Source organism: Robertmurraya mesotrionivorans (assembly GCF_050971805.1).
In the GTDB taxonomy this organism is placed as follows: Bacteria; Bacillota; Bacilli; order Bacillales; family Cytobacillaceae; genus Robertmurraya_A.
Window position 1 is genome coordinate 78,349 of the sequence record NZ_JBPCCH010000007.1, and the last position, 18,465, is coordinate 96,813.

Below are 18,465 nucleotides of genomic sequence, written 5' to 3' on the forward strand. Positions count from 1 at the left end.
TGAAAGAGCCTAGCCAATGTTAGGCTCTTTTTGTTTTATTGGGAAAACAGACAATATATTATTAATTTTAAACAATCTCTTTTGCTTTCGTAAAAAGCAATAAGCGCGGATCGTATGTGGATTGATTTCATTTACAATGATTGTTCGTTGAGTAATTTTTTGTTTGTCGGAAAGATAGATGATCTGTATAGGTTGCTCCTCTTTTAATGCTTTTAGTAAAGCCCTCTGCATATGCATCCCTCACAATTAAGGTTGATATTCCTATTATATACGAACAAATGTTCTTTATTCAATAAATGAAAAAAAGTGTGGAAAAAAATCCACACTTTTTTGAATCAGTCATTCTTTTCTAGTTCTTGGTCGATCGTCCCTTCGTAATAACCATCACTTGCTTGTTCATGTGTTTGGGCTAATCCCATTTCGAGTTGGTTTTCACTGTTGTAATCAGAGGGCTCAAATGTTTTACCAGCAATTTTTGATGAGTTGTTTTTTTTCATTCCATTCCCGCCTTTCATCATTTTCCATCAACATACATACCTATTTTTTGATAAAAGGGAGAAGGGCATACAAACTAAAAAATAAAAAAACTGCACATATTTTGCAGTTTTAAGGAATGGTTAATTTTTTCTGATTTTAAACTTACTTCCACATTTACAAATCACACTATGCTTCAAATATTTAATGGGAGTTTGACACTTAGGGCATACACTGTTATGCATAATAATCGCCTTCTTTTTTAATTAGTAACTTCTTTGTTTTCACTACAATTTTTACATACTCCATAAAGCTCGAGCTGATGAGAATGAACACGAAACTTAGTTAACTTGTTAGCTACATCTTCCACTTCTCTTAATAGTGGATATTTAAAATCTTCAATTATTCCACATATATGACATATCACATGATAATGTTCTTCCATTTGAAATTCATATTTGCTTAAACCATTACCATAGGGCAATTCATTTAATATTTTTAATTTCACAAACATTTTTACGTTATTGTAGATGGTTGCAATACTAATAGAGGGGAGTTGTGAATGTATGTCATCTACAGTTGGATGACCTTTGATGGATGCAATCGTTCTTAATATTAGCATTCTTTGTGGTGTAATCCGTAGTCCGCGTTCTTTTAAAAAAGGGATAAGTTTATCGAAATCAAATTCATTATTCATAAAAGAACCTCTTTATTAGAAGATTAGAAAGTTGGAAAGTTCGAGTAGAGTACATAATTATGATAACACTTCTCATTCGAAAATCAATACTTTTTTATAATTATTTTAAATTAATATCTATTTTATTTAGTTGTTTATAGAATATAAAAAACGGCGGTCTGAATTTTCTCAGACCGCCGTACTTTTATGCTTCTTTCACTGGAGGTAAAATTGGGTGGCCCTGTGGAGCATCAGAACTTGAAAGAACATAGGTAGCACCTGTTGAAGATGTAAGAATAAAAGCGATGACAACAAAGGAATAGATTAATTTTTTCATAATATCCTCCTAAATGGTTTTATTCAAATAATATATTGCTTTCTCAAACATACCAGTTGAATGATAATGCTTGGAAAGTAATTGATAAAACATGAGTAAGTCATCTTTATTTTCGTTTGAGCTTTCTAAATATGGAATAACGGTTAAAATGACGTATTGGATTGACTTTGATTGATTCTCCAATGCAAGGAGGTAATATTTTGATAGAATGGAATACTTTTTATTATTTAGAGTTTCTGAGAGAGTGAATGTAATAGTAAAGGCTTCTTTTGCAACTTGATGTAAATGCATCTTAAAAGCAACTTGACCTTTAACGTACTGTGTGACGAGACAATGTGTGGTAGGTGATAATTGTAAGGAAAGACTTTTATTTAAATACAACATTGCTTTATCGTGGTCTTCAAGCTTTTTATAAAGAAGCCCGATATTATGATAAATTTGTGGTAGGAGATTCGTTTCGTTTAATAATGTTGCATTTCTTTCTAAATGGTGAAAACAGCTTTTTGCTTCTTCGAAGATTCCAGAGTGAGTGTAGTTAATTCCTAACAGCATTAAGCAATGAAGGATTCGAATAAAATTATGCTCATTCATATAGGACTGGAGGGCTGCTTTTGCAAAGTGAATGGCGTGACCGGATTGCTGTAAGGCTGCCTTTACCATTGAACGATAATATAGGAATTCGCCCGAAGAAGAGTCATGACTGATTTGAAATAATGAGTCAAACTGTTGATCCGCTTGTTCAAATTGTCCCTTTAATATATACAGTACCGTAATACAATAATGAAATAAATAGATTTCATGTTGGGAAAATGATTTCTTTAGTTTATTAAGAATTTCCTTTTGGTGGTCAGCTTGATCTACATTACCGAGAAACAATAGGTAACGCATCTTATACAGCTCATATGTATGTAGGTAAGAGGTAAACGGAATAATTGCGTCATAATCCTTCAACTGGTTGATAATATCTTCAACCTCGTTTTTTTGGTAAAAATAAATCTTTTCATTTAATCGATTTAATAAGTCACAGATAATTTTTTCCTGTTCCTCGGCCCGATTTATGCTGATATGTAATCGATCGAGCAGGAGAGAAATGGTTTCATCATTTGCTTCCTTTCCGTTATTTTCAATTTTGCTTAAATGGGAAACGGAACAAATTCCATTAGCAAGCTCCTTTTGGGTAAGCCCTTTTTGAGTCCGATAATACTTAATTAAAGGTCCAAATTGCAACGAAATCACCTCCTAATGCTTATACTTTATCACCGTTACCATAAATGTAAACCTATTTTTCAGATATTTTTGAATACAGGAAAAAAGGACGATATTTCGAACGTAAAAAAACCATCCAGAGAATTCTGAATGGTTTTTTTTCCTGGCTTTATCTTACGCGAGGGAATCCAAATCCTGAAGCATAGTCGTCTCCAGCTGCCGCACCAATTCCGCCGTTAATATCGTACGATTTTGCACGATTTTGTAGTTCACTTCTAAGCTGTGTATGTGAGAGTGAAGGATTGGCCCCCCATATTTTCGCCGCTAAACCAGAAACATGTGGAGTAGCCATTGATGTCCCACTAATTGTGTTATATCCACCGTTATACCAAGTAGATTCTATTGCTGCACCAGGTGCTGATACTTCAACATCACGCTCTTGAATAACGAAATCAGCATCAGTATTCGGATTGCCTCTTGATGAAAAATCAGCGACACGGTAAGTTCCATTTTGTTGAACGTTTTCAAGCGCAGCCACCGCAACGGCATTTACTAATGCACCTGGGTAACCAATCGTGTTGCTTGCAGAACCGCTATTGCCGGCAGCTGCAACCACCAATAAACCTTTGCTGTAAGCATAATCAACTGCGGTTGCAATCATGGTATCTTTTGAGCTTGAACCAAGGGACATGGAGATAATAACCTTTGAACCTGTTCTTGTTGCCTCGTCTGCTGCGTGTCGAATAGCTCCAGCAATGTCATCGGAATAGCCTGAACCACGGTCGTTTAGTACCTTATAAGCCCAAAGGTCAGCTTCAGGAGCCACTCCATAAATTCCTAGTCCGTCACTACCACCATGAGCTAATACTGTACCAGCGACATGGGTTCCATGACCGTTTCTATCATTACAAGAGCCGTTAACAAGAGGAGATTTTGTTTGTGTAAAATCTTTACACTGTTCAGCTGAACCTGCTAAGTCAATATGGCTTGTGTATACACCGGTATCTAAAACGGCAACTTTAATTCCTGCACCACCGGATGTTGTTTGAACAGAGCTATCATTATAGATTGCTTGAATTCCCCAAGGAGTTTGGTCACTTGGAAGAGCTTGTGCAGATACTCCTGGCTTTGCTTTTGCTTCTGTACGATCTTCGAGGCTTACCTCTTCAACCAATTCAATAGTAAGATTCTTGTTTTTAAGTAAAGCGTTGTACTGACTTTCGTTTACTGTTGTTGTAAACCCGTCATTTTCAAAGTCCCAGCGCGATCCGTACGTTTGTTTTGCTTTCACCTTTTCGCTCTGAGGTCCTTGGATGTACACTCGATAAGTATCCTTTGAAGCACTTTCCTGCTGGGCACCTAGTGCACCGCTTGCAAATAATGATAGTCCCATTGCTGCGCTAATAAGCACAGATCCTAAAGTTCTTTTTTTCATGTATGAACTCCTTCCCGACTTAAAGGTTCAACCTTAAGAGGTTGTAAGGTAAGTATAGTAATTATTTTCAAACAAAATCAATAGACTTATAGAGTAAGAAAGTTGGGAAAATTTTGTGGAAAAGCAGAGTGGCAATGGATTTTAAAAGAAAATTAAAGACTTCTGTTAAATGAGGGATGATATTGACAATTCTCTTAAATCAAGTATAATAAAATATGTACTTTATAAGAGATCTGTTAGCTCAGCTGGGAGAGCATCACCTTGACAGGGTGGGGGTCGGGGGTTCAAGTCCCTCACAGGTCATTATATAAACACCCAATTGTTTTAAGCAATTGGGTGTTTTTTATATTGGTCGTGGTCTTTTTCACGCTATAAATAGATTCATAACAACAAGTTTTTCAAAAAATGACGAAGCTTAAAAGTTATATTAAAACGCTTGAAAAATGTGTGTTTGACATGAAACAAGTCCAAACCATATTACAAGGATGGAATAAATTAAGTATAGAGAAGGAAGAACATTTATTAAAATTGTCATATACACCTATAAGTGTCTATACAAACTACGGGAACTTGAATAATTTATTATTGTTACATTAAATTGAAAAGGAGTTGTATATCTTAATATGTCTTTTCCGAATATCCCTCCTGAAGGTATTAATCCAATCGATGGTCTTGATTCTGAACAAGTAATTCTCTTACTTCTTGCTTCGATTGCATTTGAAGAGCTTGGTTTAGCGCACCTAATTAATACTGAAGCTGAGAAGCTTCAGGGAGCAATCGGTACTCTTGTGGATGATCAAGGAAATCTAGTAAATCCGAATATTGTTGCTGGAAGCCTTGCTGAGTTATTACAAGTAAATCGTGAAGTGGAAAGAATGTTGCAAACTATCATTAAAAAAGAAATGTTACTTCAATTTAAATTCGAAAATATTCTCGATTTTCTTTCTACATCAACTACAACCACAACCACCACCACAACAACAACAACCACCACAACAACGACTGATACAACGACTGATACAACGACTGATACAACGACCACTACAACTGATACAACGACCACAACGACTGATACAACGACCACTACTACTTCAGCACCTTGTGATTGCAGAACAGATTTTGGATTTTCGACTGAGGGGCAAACGGTACAGGTCCAGCAACAAAATAGAGTAGGTGATGTATCAACAAGTAGTAATATTTGCCCTTCCTGTACTCTTGAGGGTACAAATTTCACGTTTACCTTTACTAGTACTGACGGAATGGATCCTTTTGTTGAATTTACTTTTGTTGCGGATGAATTTTTTACAATTAACTGCCCAGGCGAAGGACAAGAAAATGTAATGTTTGTTACTGGTTCAGGTCAAGTACAGGCAGGTAGCGAAGGAATTGATCCTGGTACGTACACATTTTCTTTATTTGTTGACGATGCGAACGACATCATTGATTTAGAATTATTTAATGAAACAAATACACGAGTTTTCAACACGTTTAATGGTGTCTCTGTACCTTTAGGAGTAGTAATTACCGATTGTGATTAATGTGAAACTTATTTATTGAAAGTGAAAAAACAAGTCCCTAATTAATAGATTAATTGGGGACTTGTTTTTTAATTTATAGTACATACATATACACACATAGGAAGTGAGCAGTCGATCCGAGCATGATGAAAATATGAAAAATCTCATGGAACCCCATAAAACGTGATTGAAGAAATTTAGGTTTCGCTCCGTAAATAATACCGCCAATTGTATAAAAAATTCCTCCTAAAACAAGCAGAAATAAACCAGAGTTGCTCAAAATATCTGCAAGAGGAGAAGCGACAAAGATTACCATCCAACCCATCACAATATAAATGACTGTTGATAACCAACGCGGGCAATTAAACCAAATCATTTTAAATAACACACCACAAAGAGCAGCAAATACGATAATAGAAAACAGTAACCAACCGGTTAATCCATTCAGACTAATTAAACAAAAAGGAGTATACGTCCCTGCAATGAGAATAAAAATCATTGAGTGATCAAGCCTACGCAGAAAAGCAATGACCGAATCTTTTGCAACAACCATGTGGTAGGTGGCTGATGCTGAATAAAGCAATATCATACTTAACCCAAAAATGATAACTGATGTAATTGCTAAAGCGGAGCTCGTTGTAATGGAAGCTTTAATCACCAACGCTAAGAGGGCGATAAACGAAAGAATGGCTCCTGCCAAATGGGTAAGACCATTGATAGGTTCTCTAATATAAGAAAGCATGTGCTTCTCTCCTTTTTTTACATGTAGTTTTTATAACTACTTATTATAGTATACACATTACAACAACTAGTCAACATTTACTTATGCAGAATTGTGAAGTAAAATTGAAATGTATATAGAAGAAAAAAGGAGAGTATTATGAAACATCTTGACGAGCTTATTGACGAGCTAGGATTGCAGCAACAAATTACAATGGATGATATCCCGGCAATTGATTTATATATGGATCAAGTTATTCAATTATTTGATCAGAAATTTAATCATAAGAAAAGAAATAAAGATGAGAAATTATTAACGAAAACAATGATAAACAATTACGCAAAGGATAAATTGTTCATTCCGATAAAAAATAAGAAGTATTCAAAGGAGCACCTTATACTAATTAGTCTCATATTCCAGCTTAAGGGTGGCTTGTCTATTAATGATATTAAGACAACATTAGTTGGTTTGAACGACGGTATCCAATCAGGTAATCTTGATTTAGAGAAATTCTATACATCCTACCTAAATTTGACCATGAAAAATGTTACATCTTTTAACGAAGAGGTAAAGTCACACTGGAAAGATGTGATTGAAGAAATGGAAGATACCACTGAAGAAGAGAATCTTTATTTAAAGAATGTTCTCCTTATCGCCTCATTAATTAATATTAGCAATCATTATCGCAGAGTAGCTGAAAAGCTCGTTGATGAAATAAGCACGAAATAACACCGTTTTCCTTGTGGAAGATGGTGTTTTTTGTTGTCAAACCATAAAGAAAGGGGTTACACATAGGGTTTGTTAGATTATCTAACATGGTATTTTCAGAATGTTTGTAAATAATATTGACTCTTTATAGATATCGTATAAAATAAACTTAATCGAACTGATGTTATATTTTATGACATTATAATGTTAAGTAAAGTTACACAACTAATATTTAGGGGGAAAAGAAAAATGGATGTAAACTACTTAATGAACAGTCTATGGGTAATGGTATCAGCAGTGTTAGTTATCTTCATGATCGGTGGATTTATCATGCTAGAAGCAGGTTCCACTCGAATGAAGAACGCTGGTCATATTGCTGGTAAAACCATTTTTACATTCGGTTTAGCTTCATTAGTATTCTGGGCAGTCGGTTTTGGATTTATTTTTGGTGACAATGCTAACTTCTTCGTTGGTGCTTCAAACTTTTTCTATGGTGGAGCAGAATTAGATTTAGCACTTAATTCCTCAGTATTCTTCTTATTCCAATTAGCATTCGCAGGAATTGCCATAACAATTGCTCTTGGTGGGTTTGCTGAACGTGCAAAATTATCCGTATATTTAATCTTTACAGTATTGTTCTCAGCATTAGTTTATCCGGTCGTTGCTCATTGGATCTGGGGCGGTGGCTGGTTAGCGGAACATGGGAAGCAAGACTTTGCTGGTTCAACAGTTGTTCACTTAACGGGAGCGATGGCGGCACTAGCAGCTACTATTCTATTAAAGCCTCGTATTGGGAAATATAACAAAGATGGCTCTGCAAACAATATTTATGGACATAACCAAGTATTCACAGCATTAGGTGTTCTTATTCTTTGGGTAGGTTGGTTTGGATTCAATGCTGGTAGTACCGTTTCAGTTGATGCTGGATTCTTTGGATTTGTAGCACTTAATACGAACTTAGCTGCAGGTGCTGGTGCAGTGGCAGCACTAATTATTTCTTGGGTTGTATTAGGAAAATCAGATATTCCAACTATTTTAAATGGTGCACTCGCAGGTCTGGTTGCTATTACAGCATCATGTGCTTTCGTTGATACGTGGGCAGCGGTTGTGATCGGATTTGTAGCTGGAATTCTAGTATTCTATAGCGCGAGATTCTTTGAAAAACGTAAAATTGATGACCCGATCTTTGCCTTATCTGTACATGGTACGGCTGGGGTATGGGGAACACTTTCAACAGGGTTCTTTGCAACACCAGAATTAGCGACAGTTGGTAAGCCTGGTTTATTCTATGGCGGTGGCTTAGAGCAACTTGGAGTTCAAGCAATGGGTGTTGGTGTATCAGGTTTATATGCATTCGTCGTCTCATTTGTCATCCTAGTGATTGCAAAGAAAGTACTTGGAGGATTGCGTGTAACTGAAGAAGAAGAAATTATGGGTCTAGATGTAAGTGAACATGGTAGCTACGGATACCCAGAAGTATTTTTAACTAGTGAAAATCAAAAAGTTTCTTCATAATTAATAAGGAGAGCCTCATTTTATGGGGCTTTCCTTATCTACTTAAAGGGCGTGTAGGATTTGAGTTCATATGAATCAATAAAATTATGGAAAGAAACTCATGTTGCAGAGTATATATCAAATTCAGATTCTCTAAATAAGTTCCACGACGAGATTATGATTAAGGTATTTAAGGCTGCGAGTGCCCGAATGAATGCTAAACCACCGTGTGCCTTTGTATGGTTTATTACTGGTAGCGGGGGACGATTTGAACAAGGATTAATAAGTGACCAAGATCATGGGATTATTTTTCAAGAAGATAGTCAAGAGGCAGGTTCTTATTTTAGTGAATTAGGAAAGGAATTATCAATTGGATTACAAATAGTTGGTTACCCATTGTGCGATGGTAAGGTAATGAGTTCAAATCCACTATGGTGTCAAACATCTGCCAGCTGGAATAAACAGGTGGTAAGTTGGATGGAGGAGAGCAGTTGGGTTTCGATTCGCAATTTGCAAATTTTCTATGATGCTAGAAAACTTGTAGGTGACCATGATCTCCTTTACCATTTAAAAAACGTGATCCACGAATATAGTCATTCCCATCCTCAATTTTTAGGCCGATTATTAGAAAATGTAAAACATGTAAAAAAGACGATTGGTCCACTAGGACAAATCATTGTTGAGGAGAAGGGAATACATGCTGGAGCTATTGATTTGAAGTATTCTGCTTTTATACCATATGTGAATGCAGTTCGGCTATTGGCATGGAAAGAAGGAATAATCGAGACTAGTACAATAGGTAGATTAAAAGAGCTAAACAAATTAGAGAAGTATGAGGAGTTATCTCAATATCAGGAGAATTTTTCGCAACTTCTTCAGTTCCGATTAGATCACCTTTCTTTTACGGCTTCTTATGATGATTCCCACTATTTGTATGTAAAAAAACTTACGAAAGACAATCAAAAATTAATTAAAAAGATACTGAAAGATGGAAAGAAGCTGCAGCAATACGTTCATAGAATGATTGAAAAGGGTGGAAATCATGGCGTTTGAACCATTTATTCATTTTGTGAGGGGAATCCAGGGGAAATTGGGGACAAATGTATACAGTGGCTTACAGGGACAAAACGGTCAGCATGTTGCCTTTTTGCGTCAAATTCAAAAAGAACTGAATTCAGACAATGCCTTACTGATTCCATTGTCTGAATTAGAGGTGACGGTTTTTGACCTTGAAACAACGGGCTTCTTTCCTGAAAAAGGCGATGAAATTTTGTCTATTGGTGCTATAAAGACAAAAGGTGCGTATGTGAAAGAAGTCGAGTCCTTTTATTCTTTAGTTCAATATGATAAAGAACTTCCAGTCCAGGTGAAGGAGTTAACAGGAATTTCTGAAGAGGAGCTAAAGAGTGCGCCGCCGTTATCAAATGTTCTGCTGGATTTTTATCACTTTGCTAGAGGAACGCCACTTGTTGCACACCATTCAAATCATGAAAAAAACTTCTTGCAAGCAGCGAACTGGAAACAATTCAAAGCCCCTCAGAAACATCGCATCATTGATACGTCATTCCTATCAAGAGTTGCCGATCCAGAATTAACCCAAAACAAGCTTGAAGATATTTGCGAGCGGTATGGAATAGAAGTAGTGGATAGACATCATGCACTAGGAGACGCTAAATTGACAGCTGTTCTGTGGTGTATTTTTATTGATAAAGCTCAGCGAAAGGGATATGAGACTCTTCAAGATATATATAATCTTATGGCAAAATTGTAAGATTCTATAATTCTTCTTTACTTTTAAAAAAAGTTTGTGCTATTATTATCCATAAATCAACTGAATATTGGATTTCTTATCCAGAGTGGTGGAGGGGCTGGCCCGATGATACCCGGCAACCGATTTTCTTTTTATAGAAAACACGGTGCCAATTCCTGCAAAGCAATCGTGCTTTGACAGATAAGAAGAGATGATAACAATACACCCTCTTCTTTGGAAGAGGGTTTTTTATTTTATCAGAGGAGGAAAACATGATGGAAACGGTAAAAGTGGTTCTTTTAGGATTTGGTACGGTAGGTTCAGGTGTGTATGATTCCATCCTTCATACTCATCAGGAGAAGCTGGAAAAGGTAATTGGTAAGAAGGTTGAAATTGTTGGTATATTAGTGAAGACAGAAAAGGAACGTCAGCTTCCCAAGAATATTATTGTAACTACAAAGATTGAGGAAATCCTAGCTCTCCCAAAAATAGACTATGTGTTCGAAGCAATTGTTGGTATTGAACCAGCCTATTCCTATATACAGTTATTTTTAGATCGTGGCTGTCATGTTATAAGTGCAAACAAGGAATTGCTTGCTAATCGTGGTGAGGAGCTTACGGAATATGCTTTAAATAAAGGTAAGTTCTTAACGTTTGAGGCAGCCGTTGCGGGAGGGATTCCTTTACTTAGAACGATTATTCAACTCCTTCAAGTGAATGGGATTTTAGTTCTAGAGGGTATTTTGAATGGAACGAGCAATTACATCTTATCAAAAATGAGAAATGAGAAATTAAGCTTTGGAGAATGCCTGCAAGAGGCACAACAACTCGGTTACGCAGAGGCTAACCCAGAAAGTGATATTTCTGGTAGAGATGCTTTCTACAAGCAAATGATTTTAAGCAGTTTAATCTACCATGAGCAGCCCGACTGGGAAAAGGTTGAAAGAATTGGGATTGAAGAAGTCGCATTAGAAGATCTAGCCTTAGGTGAGGTGCATGGATTAAGGCTAAAGCTGCTGGCCTCTTTGAAAAGAGAGGATGAGGGAATCAAGGCAACCGTAAAGCCAACGTTTGTAAGCACCGAACATCCTCTTTACAATGTGGAGGGGGTAGATAATGGCATAGTTATTAAGACAGATTTGGTTGGGACTCTTATGCTCCAAGGACCAGGAGCTGGTTCAAAGGCTACTGCAAGTGCTATGATTGAAGATTTAGTACAAATTGAACAACAAAAACAACCGTTGCAGAAAGTTCATCGATATAGCTATCAAGCTCAAAATGAAAAAGAGACTAACGAAAGTACTCAATTAGCGGTATTTCCTCTGCAAAATAAGGAGGAATGGCTTAGCTTAAAAGCGGTTTTAAATGAAAACTCAAAGCATTTAAATATCCTTCAAGAAGTTGTAAAAGAGCTTGATGGTCGTATATACGGAAGCTTCTTATACGAAGGCGAGCTAGAATGTATAAAGCTACCTGTCTTATATAAACGTTATTCAGTATCACCGATCGGTCTAAAAAGAGATCATTTGAATATGGTTTATAGTTTCTAGGAGAAGATGCATAATTATTGCGTCTTTTTTTTGTATCGTAAAGCTCCATAGGGCAAATAATATGTTTGCTATGGAGGTGCAGAATGAGAAAACTATTAATTTTGTTTGGAGTAATTATGCTTATCTTCGGTGTTGCAATCTATACATTGACAAATGTTTCGATTGATTACGCATTTGTACCGGAAGCAGAAGATGTAAGGGAATCAGAAAAAAAATCGAAAATAGCTTCTGTGTCAAACCAAGTGGAGATGGGAACACCTGAACAGATTGAGTTAGGGCGAAAATTATTTTATGAAGAGACCTTTGGGAATGAAGTGTTTTTTTCAGATATTTTAGGTATGTTTAACGGGGCCTTAACGTTAGGCAACATTGGAAAGGCGATCTTAAAATTAAATGGGGAGGGTACGAATAACCTCAGGGTCGAAGCGTATAAAGATTTTTCAGTTGGTGATTTCAGCATAAAAAAAGGTGACTTAATTGATACAGGTCTTGATGTGGCTAAAGGGGCTAAGACACCAGTTGGATTTAAGGTAGTGTTTGATGAAGGGAGATTAAAAGCAGGTGTTAGCTGTGCTGCTTGTCATGCCTCCGTTGATGAAAAGGGGAAAATTATGGAGGGAGTCCCCAATACGGATTTGCAAATCGGTCTAGCTCTTGCGATGGGTACTAATACAGCCTCCTATTTTACTCATACAGAACTAGAGGATATTAAAGAGTATATTAGTCAAAGCTCTGTACAAATAGAAACATCGAATGGAACAAAAGATGCCTTACCTGATATAGATAAGTTTGAAAAATTCGTGGATGCAGAGATTATTAAATGGCCTGCAGGGAGTAATGACACGACCATTGATTTACATAATAATCCTGTTCAAGTTCCTGACGCGATGACGAATGGTGATCGTCCATTTGGTTGGAGCGGACAAGGTCAAATCGGTCCTTTTGATGGGATTTCGGCAGCGATTAATAATGCCCATTCACAAAATATGGATGCGGTCTCAGCCTCTGAGATTAGTAAGTATACGATGAAAATAGATAAGGAAGTATATTTGGGAACCGTTTTACAAAATGCAGCGAATCCAAAGTATCGTTATGATGGAAAGTCATCGCAAAAGCCATCTGACTTTTTTGCGAAAGTAGACCCTACCCCGGGAGTACCTGGTGTGAATCAATTGACTAAATCTCCCACCTATCCAAAAACCTCCTATATGACATCTGTAGGGGTCTTATCAAGCTCGGCTGGGTATAAGGTATATGAACAATTAAACGCGATGAGTGCATACATGAATTCTCTTTCTCCGGTACCAAGTGGAATACAAAAGGATAATGAAAAATCAGAGAAGGGTGAAAAAGTATTTACAAAAGCAGGATGTATTTCTTGCCATGCAGGGACATTTGCAACGAGCAATAAGTTGATTTCAGTGGAGGAAATAAAAACGAATGCCTCACGTTCAAAGGGGTTTTCGCCATTAAAGGACTACCACGATGTACCAAAAGTATATGAAGAGGGAACGTCTGTACCACTTCCTAACAATCCAAAAATAGATGTAATTAAAACAACACCTGAACAAGAGCAGTTGCTTAAACTAGCTTGGGGATTTACGAATACAAAGGGAGCCTACAAAACCATTAGCCTTTATAACCTCTCTAGAAGTGCTCCTTACTTACACGATGGCGGAGTGGCTGTTGGTCCAAATGGAGAGGTTGGAGTAGCAGAAACCATTTTACAAGGGAAGCTTCCTGATCCATACCATAGTCTAAAAGCGATGGTTGACTCAAGGTTAAGAGAAATAGTGATTGAAAGCAATACAAAGAACAAGAGTTTATCCACTGCGAATGTGACTGGTAAAGGACATTCCTTTTGGGTAGATCAAACGACAGGATTCTCTGAATCTGAGCAGGATGCACTTATTCACTACTTGCTGACTCTCACTGATTAGAAGGGGTGAATAAGGTGAAGGCTGTTACTTATCAAGGGTTATTACATGTAGAAGTCAAAAATGTACCTGATCCAGTCATTCAGCTTCCAGATGACATCATTGTACGAGTCACTGCCTCTTCGATCTGTGGTTCAGATTTGCATCTATACCATGGAATGATTCCAAGCCTCGAAAAGGATTATGTTATTGGACATGAAGCGGTCGGTATCGTTGAAGAGCTCGGGAGAGAAGTAACCGGAATAAAAAAGGGTGATAAGGTGGTTATCCCTTTTAACATTGCTTGTGGGCATTGTTTTTACTGTGAAAATGGTCTAGAAAGCCAGTGTGATCTTGCGAATAAAGAGGTGAAGCCAGAAGTTGGTGCCATGTTTGGTTGTTCACGACTGTACGGAGATTATTCTGGAAGCCAAGCAGAATGGTTGAGAGTTCCGTTTGCAAATTTCACTCGATTTAGAGTACCTAATGATAATGAGTTACAAGATGATGCTTTAGTTCTACTAGCGGATGCGCTCCCAACTGCCTACTGGGGAGTAGTGAATGCAGATGTAAAGCCTGGTGATACGGTTATAGTAATCGGAAGCGGTCCGATTGGGTTGTTAACACAGAAGATTGCTTGGCTAAAGGGAGCGAACCGAGTTATCGCCATTGACAGAATTCCTTATCGATTGGAACATGCAAGAAGAACCAATGGGGTAGAGGTATTCAATCTTGAGGAGATAAATGAGCTATCAGACCATTTGTTAGAGATAACCAAAGGGGGAGCAGATATTGTCATTGATTGTGTTGGAGCAAGTGGTAAAATGACACCGGTTGAACTTGCTGAAACAGCACTTTTTCTACAGGGGGGCGGCCTTACAGCAATTAAGATGGCGAGCCAAGTTGTTAGAAAAGGGGGAGTTGTTCAACTCGTTGGGGTGTATGGTCTTAGGTATAATGGGTTTCCTTTGGGTGATTTTTTTGCAAGAAATATTACACTAAAAATGGGCTTTGCCCCCGCCATACGTAATACGCAATTCCTTTATGAGCTAGTGAGTAAAGAGAAAATAAAGGTTAATGATATTATCACCCATCACATCCCTTTAGCTGATGGTGAAAAAGCATATAAGTTATTTAATAAAAGGAAAGAAAATTGCTTGAAAATTATATTAAAACCGTAATGAAAGGGGGCGCATGCCCCCTTTTTACGCAATATGGATGCCTCTTTTCCCATTGAAGCATAGCATGTAGTAATGGAGAAAGGAGGTAAAGGATTTGTGATTATCGTTGCGGGAATGAATGTAGAGATACCCCCTTTTCAATTATCTAGCAAACAAGCAGAAATTTTTCACTTCTTAAAGAACAGTAGTGAAGTGCATATATATGTTCATAGTAGAGAGCTTTTGTTTGAATTGATGTTACGAGAGAACATGATAAATAGTGCCAATGCATTGAACGAAAGTGAAGTAGAATTTTCCGTATTTCAAACATCAAAGTTCCATTCCGTTTATTGGTTAAAAACATCAAGAGGTTATATGCTTAAGCCAAATGTGCTACCCTCTGATGCAATAAAAGATATTTTTCATAATGGGGTAGAGTACGGTTTTGAATGCTCGACAGCCATTGTTGTCATATTTTATTATGCTGTTCTTCAATCCATTGACGAGAGAGCTTTTAATCATCTTTTTAATCATCTACTCGTTTGGGATTGGAGCTATGATGAGGACCTAGGAATTATCACAAAAGTGGGCTCGGATTTTATTCCGGGGGATGTGATGTATTTTTACAATCCAGATTATAATAATTCGGTTTGGATTGGAGAAAATGTTGTATTTCTAGGTGAAGATAAATATTTTGGTCATGGGATTGGAATTGGTACCGCGGAAGAAATGATTAAAGCCCTTAATACATTGAGAAAAACAGGTGCCACGAGATCTGCTCACTTAATACACCAGCACAGTCGTTTAAATTATAAGTATTTATCACAGTTTGCTAAGCAAGTATAATGAGTTGGAAAAGGACAATTGATCCATTTATTAGAAGGGGTCATTGTCCATTTATATTTATTTGATGTTAACTCTTTTTTCCATATGAAAATGGCTGTATACTAATACTATGGAAGGAAAGTAGGAGAGAAATACATGTTAAAAAAGCTTCTTATCATTATTATCTTGTGCAGTGTAGGCTTTTTCTTACTGCCGTATAGTTTGCCATTAGTTTTTGCTTTAGTTACAGCTATATTTTTAGAAGGATTAGTTGAGTTTTATAAAAATAAACTTAGGATTGCACGAGTACATGCTGTATTAGCATCATTCTTAACGTACATATTAGGTTTAGTAATCATTGGCTATCACTTTTTTACTTTAATCATTCAACAAACTCTTCGTTTGTCAGAGAGCACTCCGACTTTTGTAAAGGATTTTTATCGGAGTACACTTTTACCAATAATGGGTAGCCTAGAAAGATATTTACAAACACTTCCAGAAGAAGTGTTAAAATCGATGGAAAACACAATAGAGTCAAGTATCGCTTCCTTAGATGCCTTCTTACAAACTATGTTTGAAACCATCATATCTTTATTAACAGCCATTCCTGGTTTTTTAATTGAATTTTTAGTATACTTGGTTGCTTTATTCCTGTTTTCTTTAGAGCTACCTAGATTAAAAGAGAATATAAAAAGACATCTAACAGAGGGAAGTTTAAAGAAAGCATCCCTTGTCATAAATCAGCTCACATGGGCAGGGGTTGGCTTTATAAAGGCTCAGCTTTTTTTAAGTGTAATTACCTTTGTGATGGCATTCACAGGATTATGGATTTTAGGTGTTTCAAATAAAACTCTTTTATCATTATTAATAGTCATTGTTGATATATTACCTATTTTGGGTACAGGCTCCGTTTTAGTTCCTTGGGGAATTGTGGCAATATTACAGGAAAATCAATTGCTAGGAGTAGGCTTAATTATTTTATTCGGGTTAATCACAGTAATTAGAAGGATAATTGAGCCGAAGGTATATTCGAGCAGTCTAGGGATTTCTCCACTAGCATCTTTAGTAAGTCTGTATATAGGCTTTAAGCTTATTGGTTTTCTTGGATTATTTTTAGGCCCGGCTATCGTTATTGTTTACGATACGTTAAAAAAGGCAAATGTTATTAAAGTAAACTATAAAATATAATAATGAAAAGCCATCGATGGATGGCTTTTCGTTTTTATTCCCAATCTTCATATTTGACAATTCCGCCTGTTAAATCAAGCTCTGATCGATCTCCTTTGTAGTACAGCTTTCCATTTTCAGATACAATCAAGTTTTCGTACGTATAAACTTTTTTCCCACTCGGTAAGATGATGATGATCTTTTCCCCTGGTTCGTCCTCCTTAGGTTGATCGGTTACGTTAGTATTATTAGCGTAAAGCTTCGCTACTAAAAGAAAAAGTACGATGAGACAAACTAGTAAAAAAACAATTTTCAAACTTACCCAAGGTTTATACGTCATGTATTCCTTCAATCGACTCACTCTTGTTCTCCGCCTTTACTTCAATCTACCTTTAAATCTATGCAGGAATAAGATGGAAGTTTCCTTTTTTTATAAAATCTATTAAACTACTTTAGAATGGTTTTTTAAAATAATAGACGGTAAATTTACATCAATATTGGTAATGTATGATAGAAACATACAACAAACGTCCTGATCTTCAATAAGAAAAAGAAAACGACAAGTACTTGCTAGGTCAATTGTCCAATTTTTTAAATCGACAAATTGTGATATGTTATGCATACATACGAAAATGAGGAAATAAAGGAAATGGAAAAGATGAAAAAAAATATTACATTAATTTTTAAAACGATTGATGGTGTCTCTCTTTGGAAAATTAATAGAATGCTAAAGAAGCTTTCTAGATCAAAATTAATGATTTTGGAGCAAATAAAGGATGAAAAAATTGTTATTCATCTTCCTTCCAAAAAGGAGAAAGAAGTAACGAGTCTCGAAATGAAAAGGCAATTACTTAAAGAATTAGTTCAATTGGATGGTTTTGAATCCTTCAATGTAAGTGTATTAGAAAATTGTCGACCAATTTACAAAGAACAAATTACTCAATTTGGTCTGTATCGTTGGATTGAACTTCCCTTGCCAAATCAGATTCAATACGAATATAATTTTGCTGAAATGAAAGAATCAATAATTAATAATTATGAAATGAGACCGATCATGTAGAAACAAGAGCCTCCCCATTTGGGGAGGCTCTTGTTTAATATGCGTTAGAATCCATGTACAAGCCGCCTCCGCTTTTTACCTAAAAAAGGGCGTTTGACTATTCGCACATTTTGGGTTTCTTACATAGGATATATTGACTTACAACTAAGGAGGTAATTTAAATGTCAGAAACATTTGGTGGATACGGCGGAGGTTTCGCTCTGCTAGTAGTTTTATTTATCCTTTTAATTATCATTGGTGCTTCTTGGGGCTATGGTTTCGGTTATTAAAAATTAATTAAAACTTTAAAGGGGGGAATTTAGATGTACGGATACGGATCTCCTTACAGCGGTTGCGGTTATCCAGCAGTTGGTGGAGTTGGGTACGGTGGTGGCTTCGCGCTAATCGTTGTACTTTTCATCCTATTAATCATCGTTGGTGCTGCTTGCTTTAAGTGGTAATAAAAAAGAATGAAGGTGGGGTTTCTCAC

20 protein-coding genes, 1 tRNA gene, 1 pseudogene and 1 riboswitch are annotated in these 18,465 nt (G+C 36.5%); of the genes and pseudogenes, 14 read left to right on the plus strand and 8 right to left on the minus strand.

The genetic code is table 11. The features are described 5' to 3' along the window. Window positions 1-9: 9 nt before the first annotated feature. The 6 genes and pseudogenes from ACRX5O_RS13145 to ACRX5O_RS13170 all read right to left on the minus strand — a co-directional run bounded on the left by ACRX5O_RS13145 (window position 10) and on the right by ACRX5O_RS13170 (window position 4,128). Entirely contained in the window at window positions 10-231 is a 222-nt protein-coding gene (locus ACRX5O_RS13145) for a hypothetical protein (protein WP_433906374.1), read from the minus strand. Between the two features lie 104 nt (window positions 232-335). Then, window positions 336-494 (minus strand): annotated as a pseudogene (locus tag ACRX5O_RS13150) (YozQ family protein); the annotation flags it as partial. Between the two features lie 242 nt (window positions 495-736). After that, window positions 737-1,171, minus strand: a complete 435-nt coding sequence (locus tag ACRX5O_RS13155; RefSeq protein ID WP_433906375.1) for a Fur family transcriptional regulator — start codon at window positions 1,169-1,171, stop codon at window positions 737-739. Between the two features lie 184 nt (window positions 1,172-1,355). After that, window positions 1,356-1,487 (minus strand): hypothetical protein, encoded by a 132-nt coding sequence (locus ACRX5O_RS13160; protein WP_433906376.1) that lies wholly within the window; start codon window positions 1,485-1,487, stop codon window positions 1,356-1,358. A 9-nt stretch (window positions 1,488-1,496) separates the two neighbouring features. Continuing rightward, entirely contained in the window at window positions 1,497-2,714 is a 1,218-nt protein-coding gene (locus tag ACRX5O_RS13165) for a helix-turn-helix domain-containing protein (RefSeq protein WP_433906377.1), read from the minus strand. Between the two features lie 148 nt (window positions 2,715-2,862). Continuing rightward, a complete protein-coding gene (locus ACRX5O_RS13170) occupies window positions 2,863-4,128 on the minus strand; it encodes a S8 family serine peptidase (RefSeq protein ID WP_433906378.1) in 1,266 nt (421 codons plus the stop codon). 230 nt (window positions 4,129-4,358) lie between these two features. Here ACRX5O_RS13170 and ACRX5O_RS13175 point away from each other — a divergent pair. Beyond that, window positions 4,359-4,431 (plus strand) — tRNA-Val (locus tag ACRX5O_RS13175). Window positions 4,432-4,751: 320 nt separating this feature from the next. Continuing rightward, entirely contained in the window at window positions 4,752-5,666 is a 915-nt protein-coding gene (locus ACRX5O_RS13180) for an alpha-helical endospore appendage domain-containing protein (RefSeq protein ID WP_433906379.1), read from the plus strand. Window positions 5,667-5,739: 73 nt separating this feature from the next. Here the strand turns inward: ACRX5O_RS13180 and trhA are convergent, their stop codons facing one another. Continuing rightward, a complete protein-coding gene (gene trhA, locus ACRX5O_RS13185; protein ID WP_433906380.1) occupies window positions 5,740-6,387 on the minus strand; it encodes a PAQR family membrane homeostasis protein TrhA in 648 nt (215 codons plus the stop codon). A gap of 138 nt (window positions 6,388-6,525) precedes the next feature. Here trhA and ACRX5O_RS13190 point away from each other — a divergent pair, with 138 nt between their 5' ends. The 9 genes from ACRX5O_RS13190 to ytvI all read left to right on the plus strand — a co-directional run bounded on the left by ACRX5O_RS13190 (window position 6,526) and on the right by ytvI (window position 16,957). Continuing rightward, window positions 6,526-7,095 carry a DUF1836 domain-containing protein gene (locus ACRX5O_RS13190; RefSeq protein WP_433906381.1) on the plus strand — a complete coding sequence of 190 codons (570 nt, stop codon included), beginning with the start codon at window positions 6,526-6,528 and terminating at the stop codon, window positions 7,093-7,095. A 228-nt stretch (window positions 7,096-7,323) separates the two neighbouring features. Next, window positions 7,324-8,589, plus strand: coding sequence for an ammonium transporter (locus tag ACRX5O_RS13195; protein WP_119707296.1), 1,266 nt, complete (start codon window positions 7,324-7,326; stop codon window positions 8,587-8,589). A 60-nt stretch (window positions 8,590-8,649) separates the two neighbouring features. Continuing rightward, window positions 8,650-9,621 carry a DUF294 nucleotidyltransferase-like domain-containing protein gene (locus tag ACRX5O_RS13200; RefSeq protein ID WP_433906382.1) on the plus strand — a complete coding sequence of 324 codons (972 nt, stop codon included), beginning with the start codon at window positions 8,650-8,652 and terminating at the stop codon, window positions 9,619-9,621. Further along, window positions 9,611-10,339, plus strand: a complete 729-nt coding sequence (locus tag ACRX5O_RS13205; RefSeq protein ID WP_433906383.1) for an exonuclease domain-containing protein — start codon at window positions 9,611-9,613, stop codon at window positions 10,337-10,339. Before ACRX5O_RS13200 ends, ACRX5O_RS13205 begins: the two co-directional genes overlap by 11 nt. A gap of 73 nt (window positions 10,340-10,412) precedes the next feature. After that, window positions 10,413-10,526: riboswitch (SAM riboswitch) on the plus strand. A gap of 67 nt (window positions 10,527-10,593) precedes the next feature. After that, entirely contained in the window at window positions 10,594-11,868 is a 1,275-nt protein-coding gene (locus ACRX5O_RS13210) for a homoserine dehydrogenase (protein ID WP_433906384.1), read from the plus strand. Between the two features lie 83 nt (window positions 11,869-11,951). Next, on the plus strand, window positions 11,952-13,808 hold the full coding sequence (locus ACRX5O_RS13215; protein ID WP_433906385.1) for an electron transport protein: 1,857 nt from the start codon (window positions 11,952-11,954) through the stop codon (window positions 13,806-13,808). A 14-nt stretch (window positions 13,809-13,822) separates the two neighbouring features. Further along, the gene (locus ACRX5O_RS13220; RefSeq protein WP_433906386.1) at window positions 13,823-14,965 is read left to right on the plus strand and encodes an alcohol dehydrogenase catalytic domain-containing protein; all 1,143 of its coding nucleotides are present in this window, start codon (window positions 13,823-13,825) and stop codon (window positions 14,963-14,965) included. A gap of 96 nt (window positions 14,966-15,061) precedes the next feature. Continuing rightward, window positions 15,062-15,790: a protein-glutamine gamma-glutamyltransferase gene (locus ACRX5O_RS13225; RefSeq protein WP_433906387.1), complete on the plus strand. Its 729-nt coding sequence runs from the start codon at window positions 15,062-15,064 to the stop codon at window positions 15,788-15,790. Window positions 15,791-15,925: 135 nt separating this feature from the next. Then, complete coding sequence (gene ytvI, locus ACRX5O_RS13230; RefSeq protein WP_433906388.1) at window positions 15,926-16,957, plus strand: sporulation integral membrane protein YtvI; 1,032 nt, start codon at window positions 15,926-15,928, stop codon at window positions 16,955-16,957. 34 nt (window positions 16,958-16,991) lie between these two features. Here ytvI and ACRX5O_RS13235 read toward each other — a convergent pair whose 3' ends face one another. After that, complete coding sequence (locus ACRX5O_RS13235) at window positions 16,992-17,297, minus strand: hypothetical protein (protein ID WP_433906389.1); 306 nt, start codon at window positions 17,295-17,297, stop codon at window positions 16,992-16,994. 288 nt (window positions 17,298-17,585) lie between these two features. Here ACRX5O_RS13235 and ACRX5O_RS13240 point away from each other — a divergent pair, with 288 nt between their 5' ends. From ACRX5O_RS13240 to ACRX5O_RS13250, 3 genes are all read left to right on the plus strand, one after another. Next, window positions 17,586-17,996 carry a hypothetical protein gene (locus tag ACRX5O_RS13240; RefSeq protein ID WP_433906390.1) on the plus strand — a complete coding sequence of 137 codons (411 nt, stop codon included), beginning with the start codon at window positions 17,586-17,588 and terminating at the stop codon, window positions 17,994-17,996. 161 nt (window positions 17,997-18,157) lie between these two features. Further along, entirely contained in the window at window positions 18,158-18,265 is a 108-nt protein-coding gene (locus ACRX5O_RS13245; protein WP_119707305.1) for a YjcZ family sporulation protein, read from the plus strand. A 33-nt stretch (window positions 18,266-18,298) separates the two neighbouring features. Then, entirely contained in the window at window positions 18,299-18,436 is a 138-nt protein-coding gene (locus ACRX5O_RS13250; protein WP_433906391.1) for a YjcZ family sporulation protein, read from the plus strand. The last annotated feature ends 29 nt before the right edge of the window (window positions 18,437-18,465 follow it).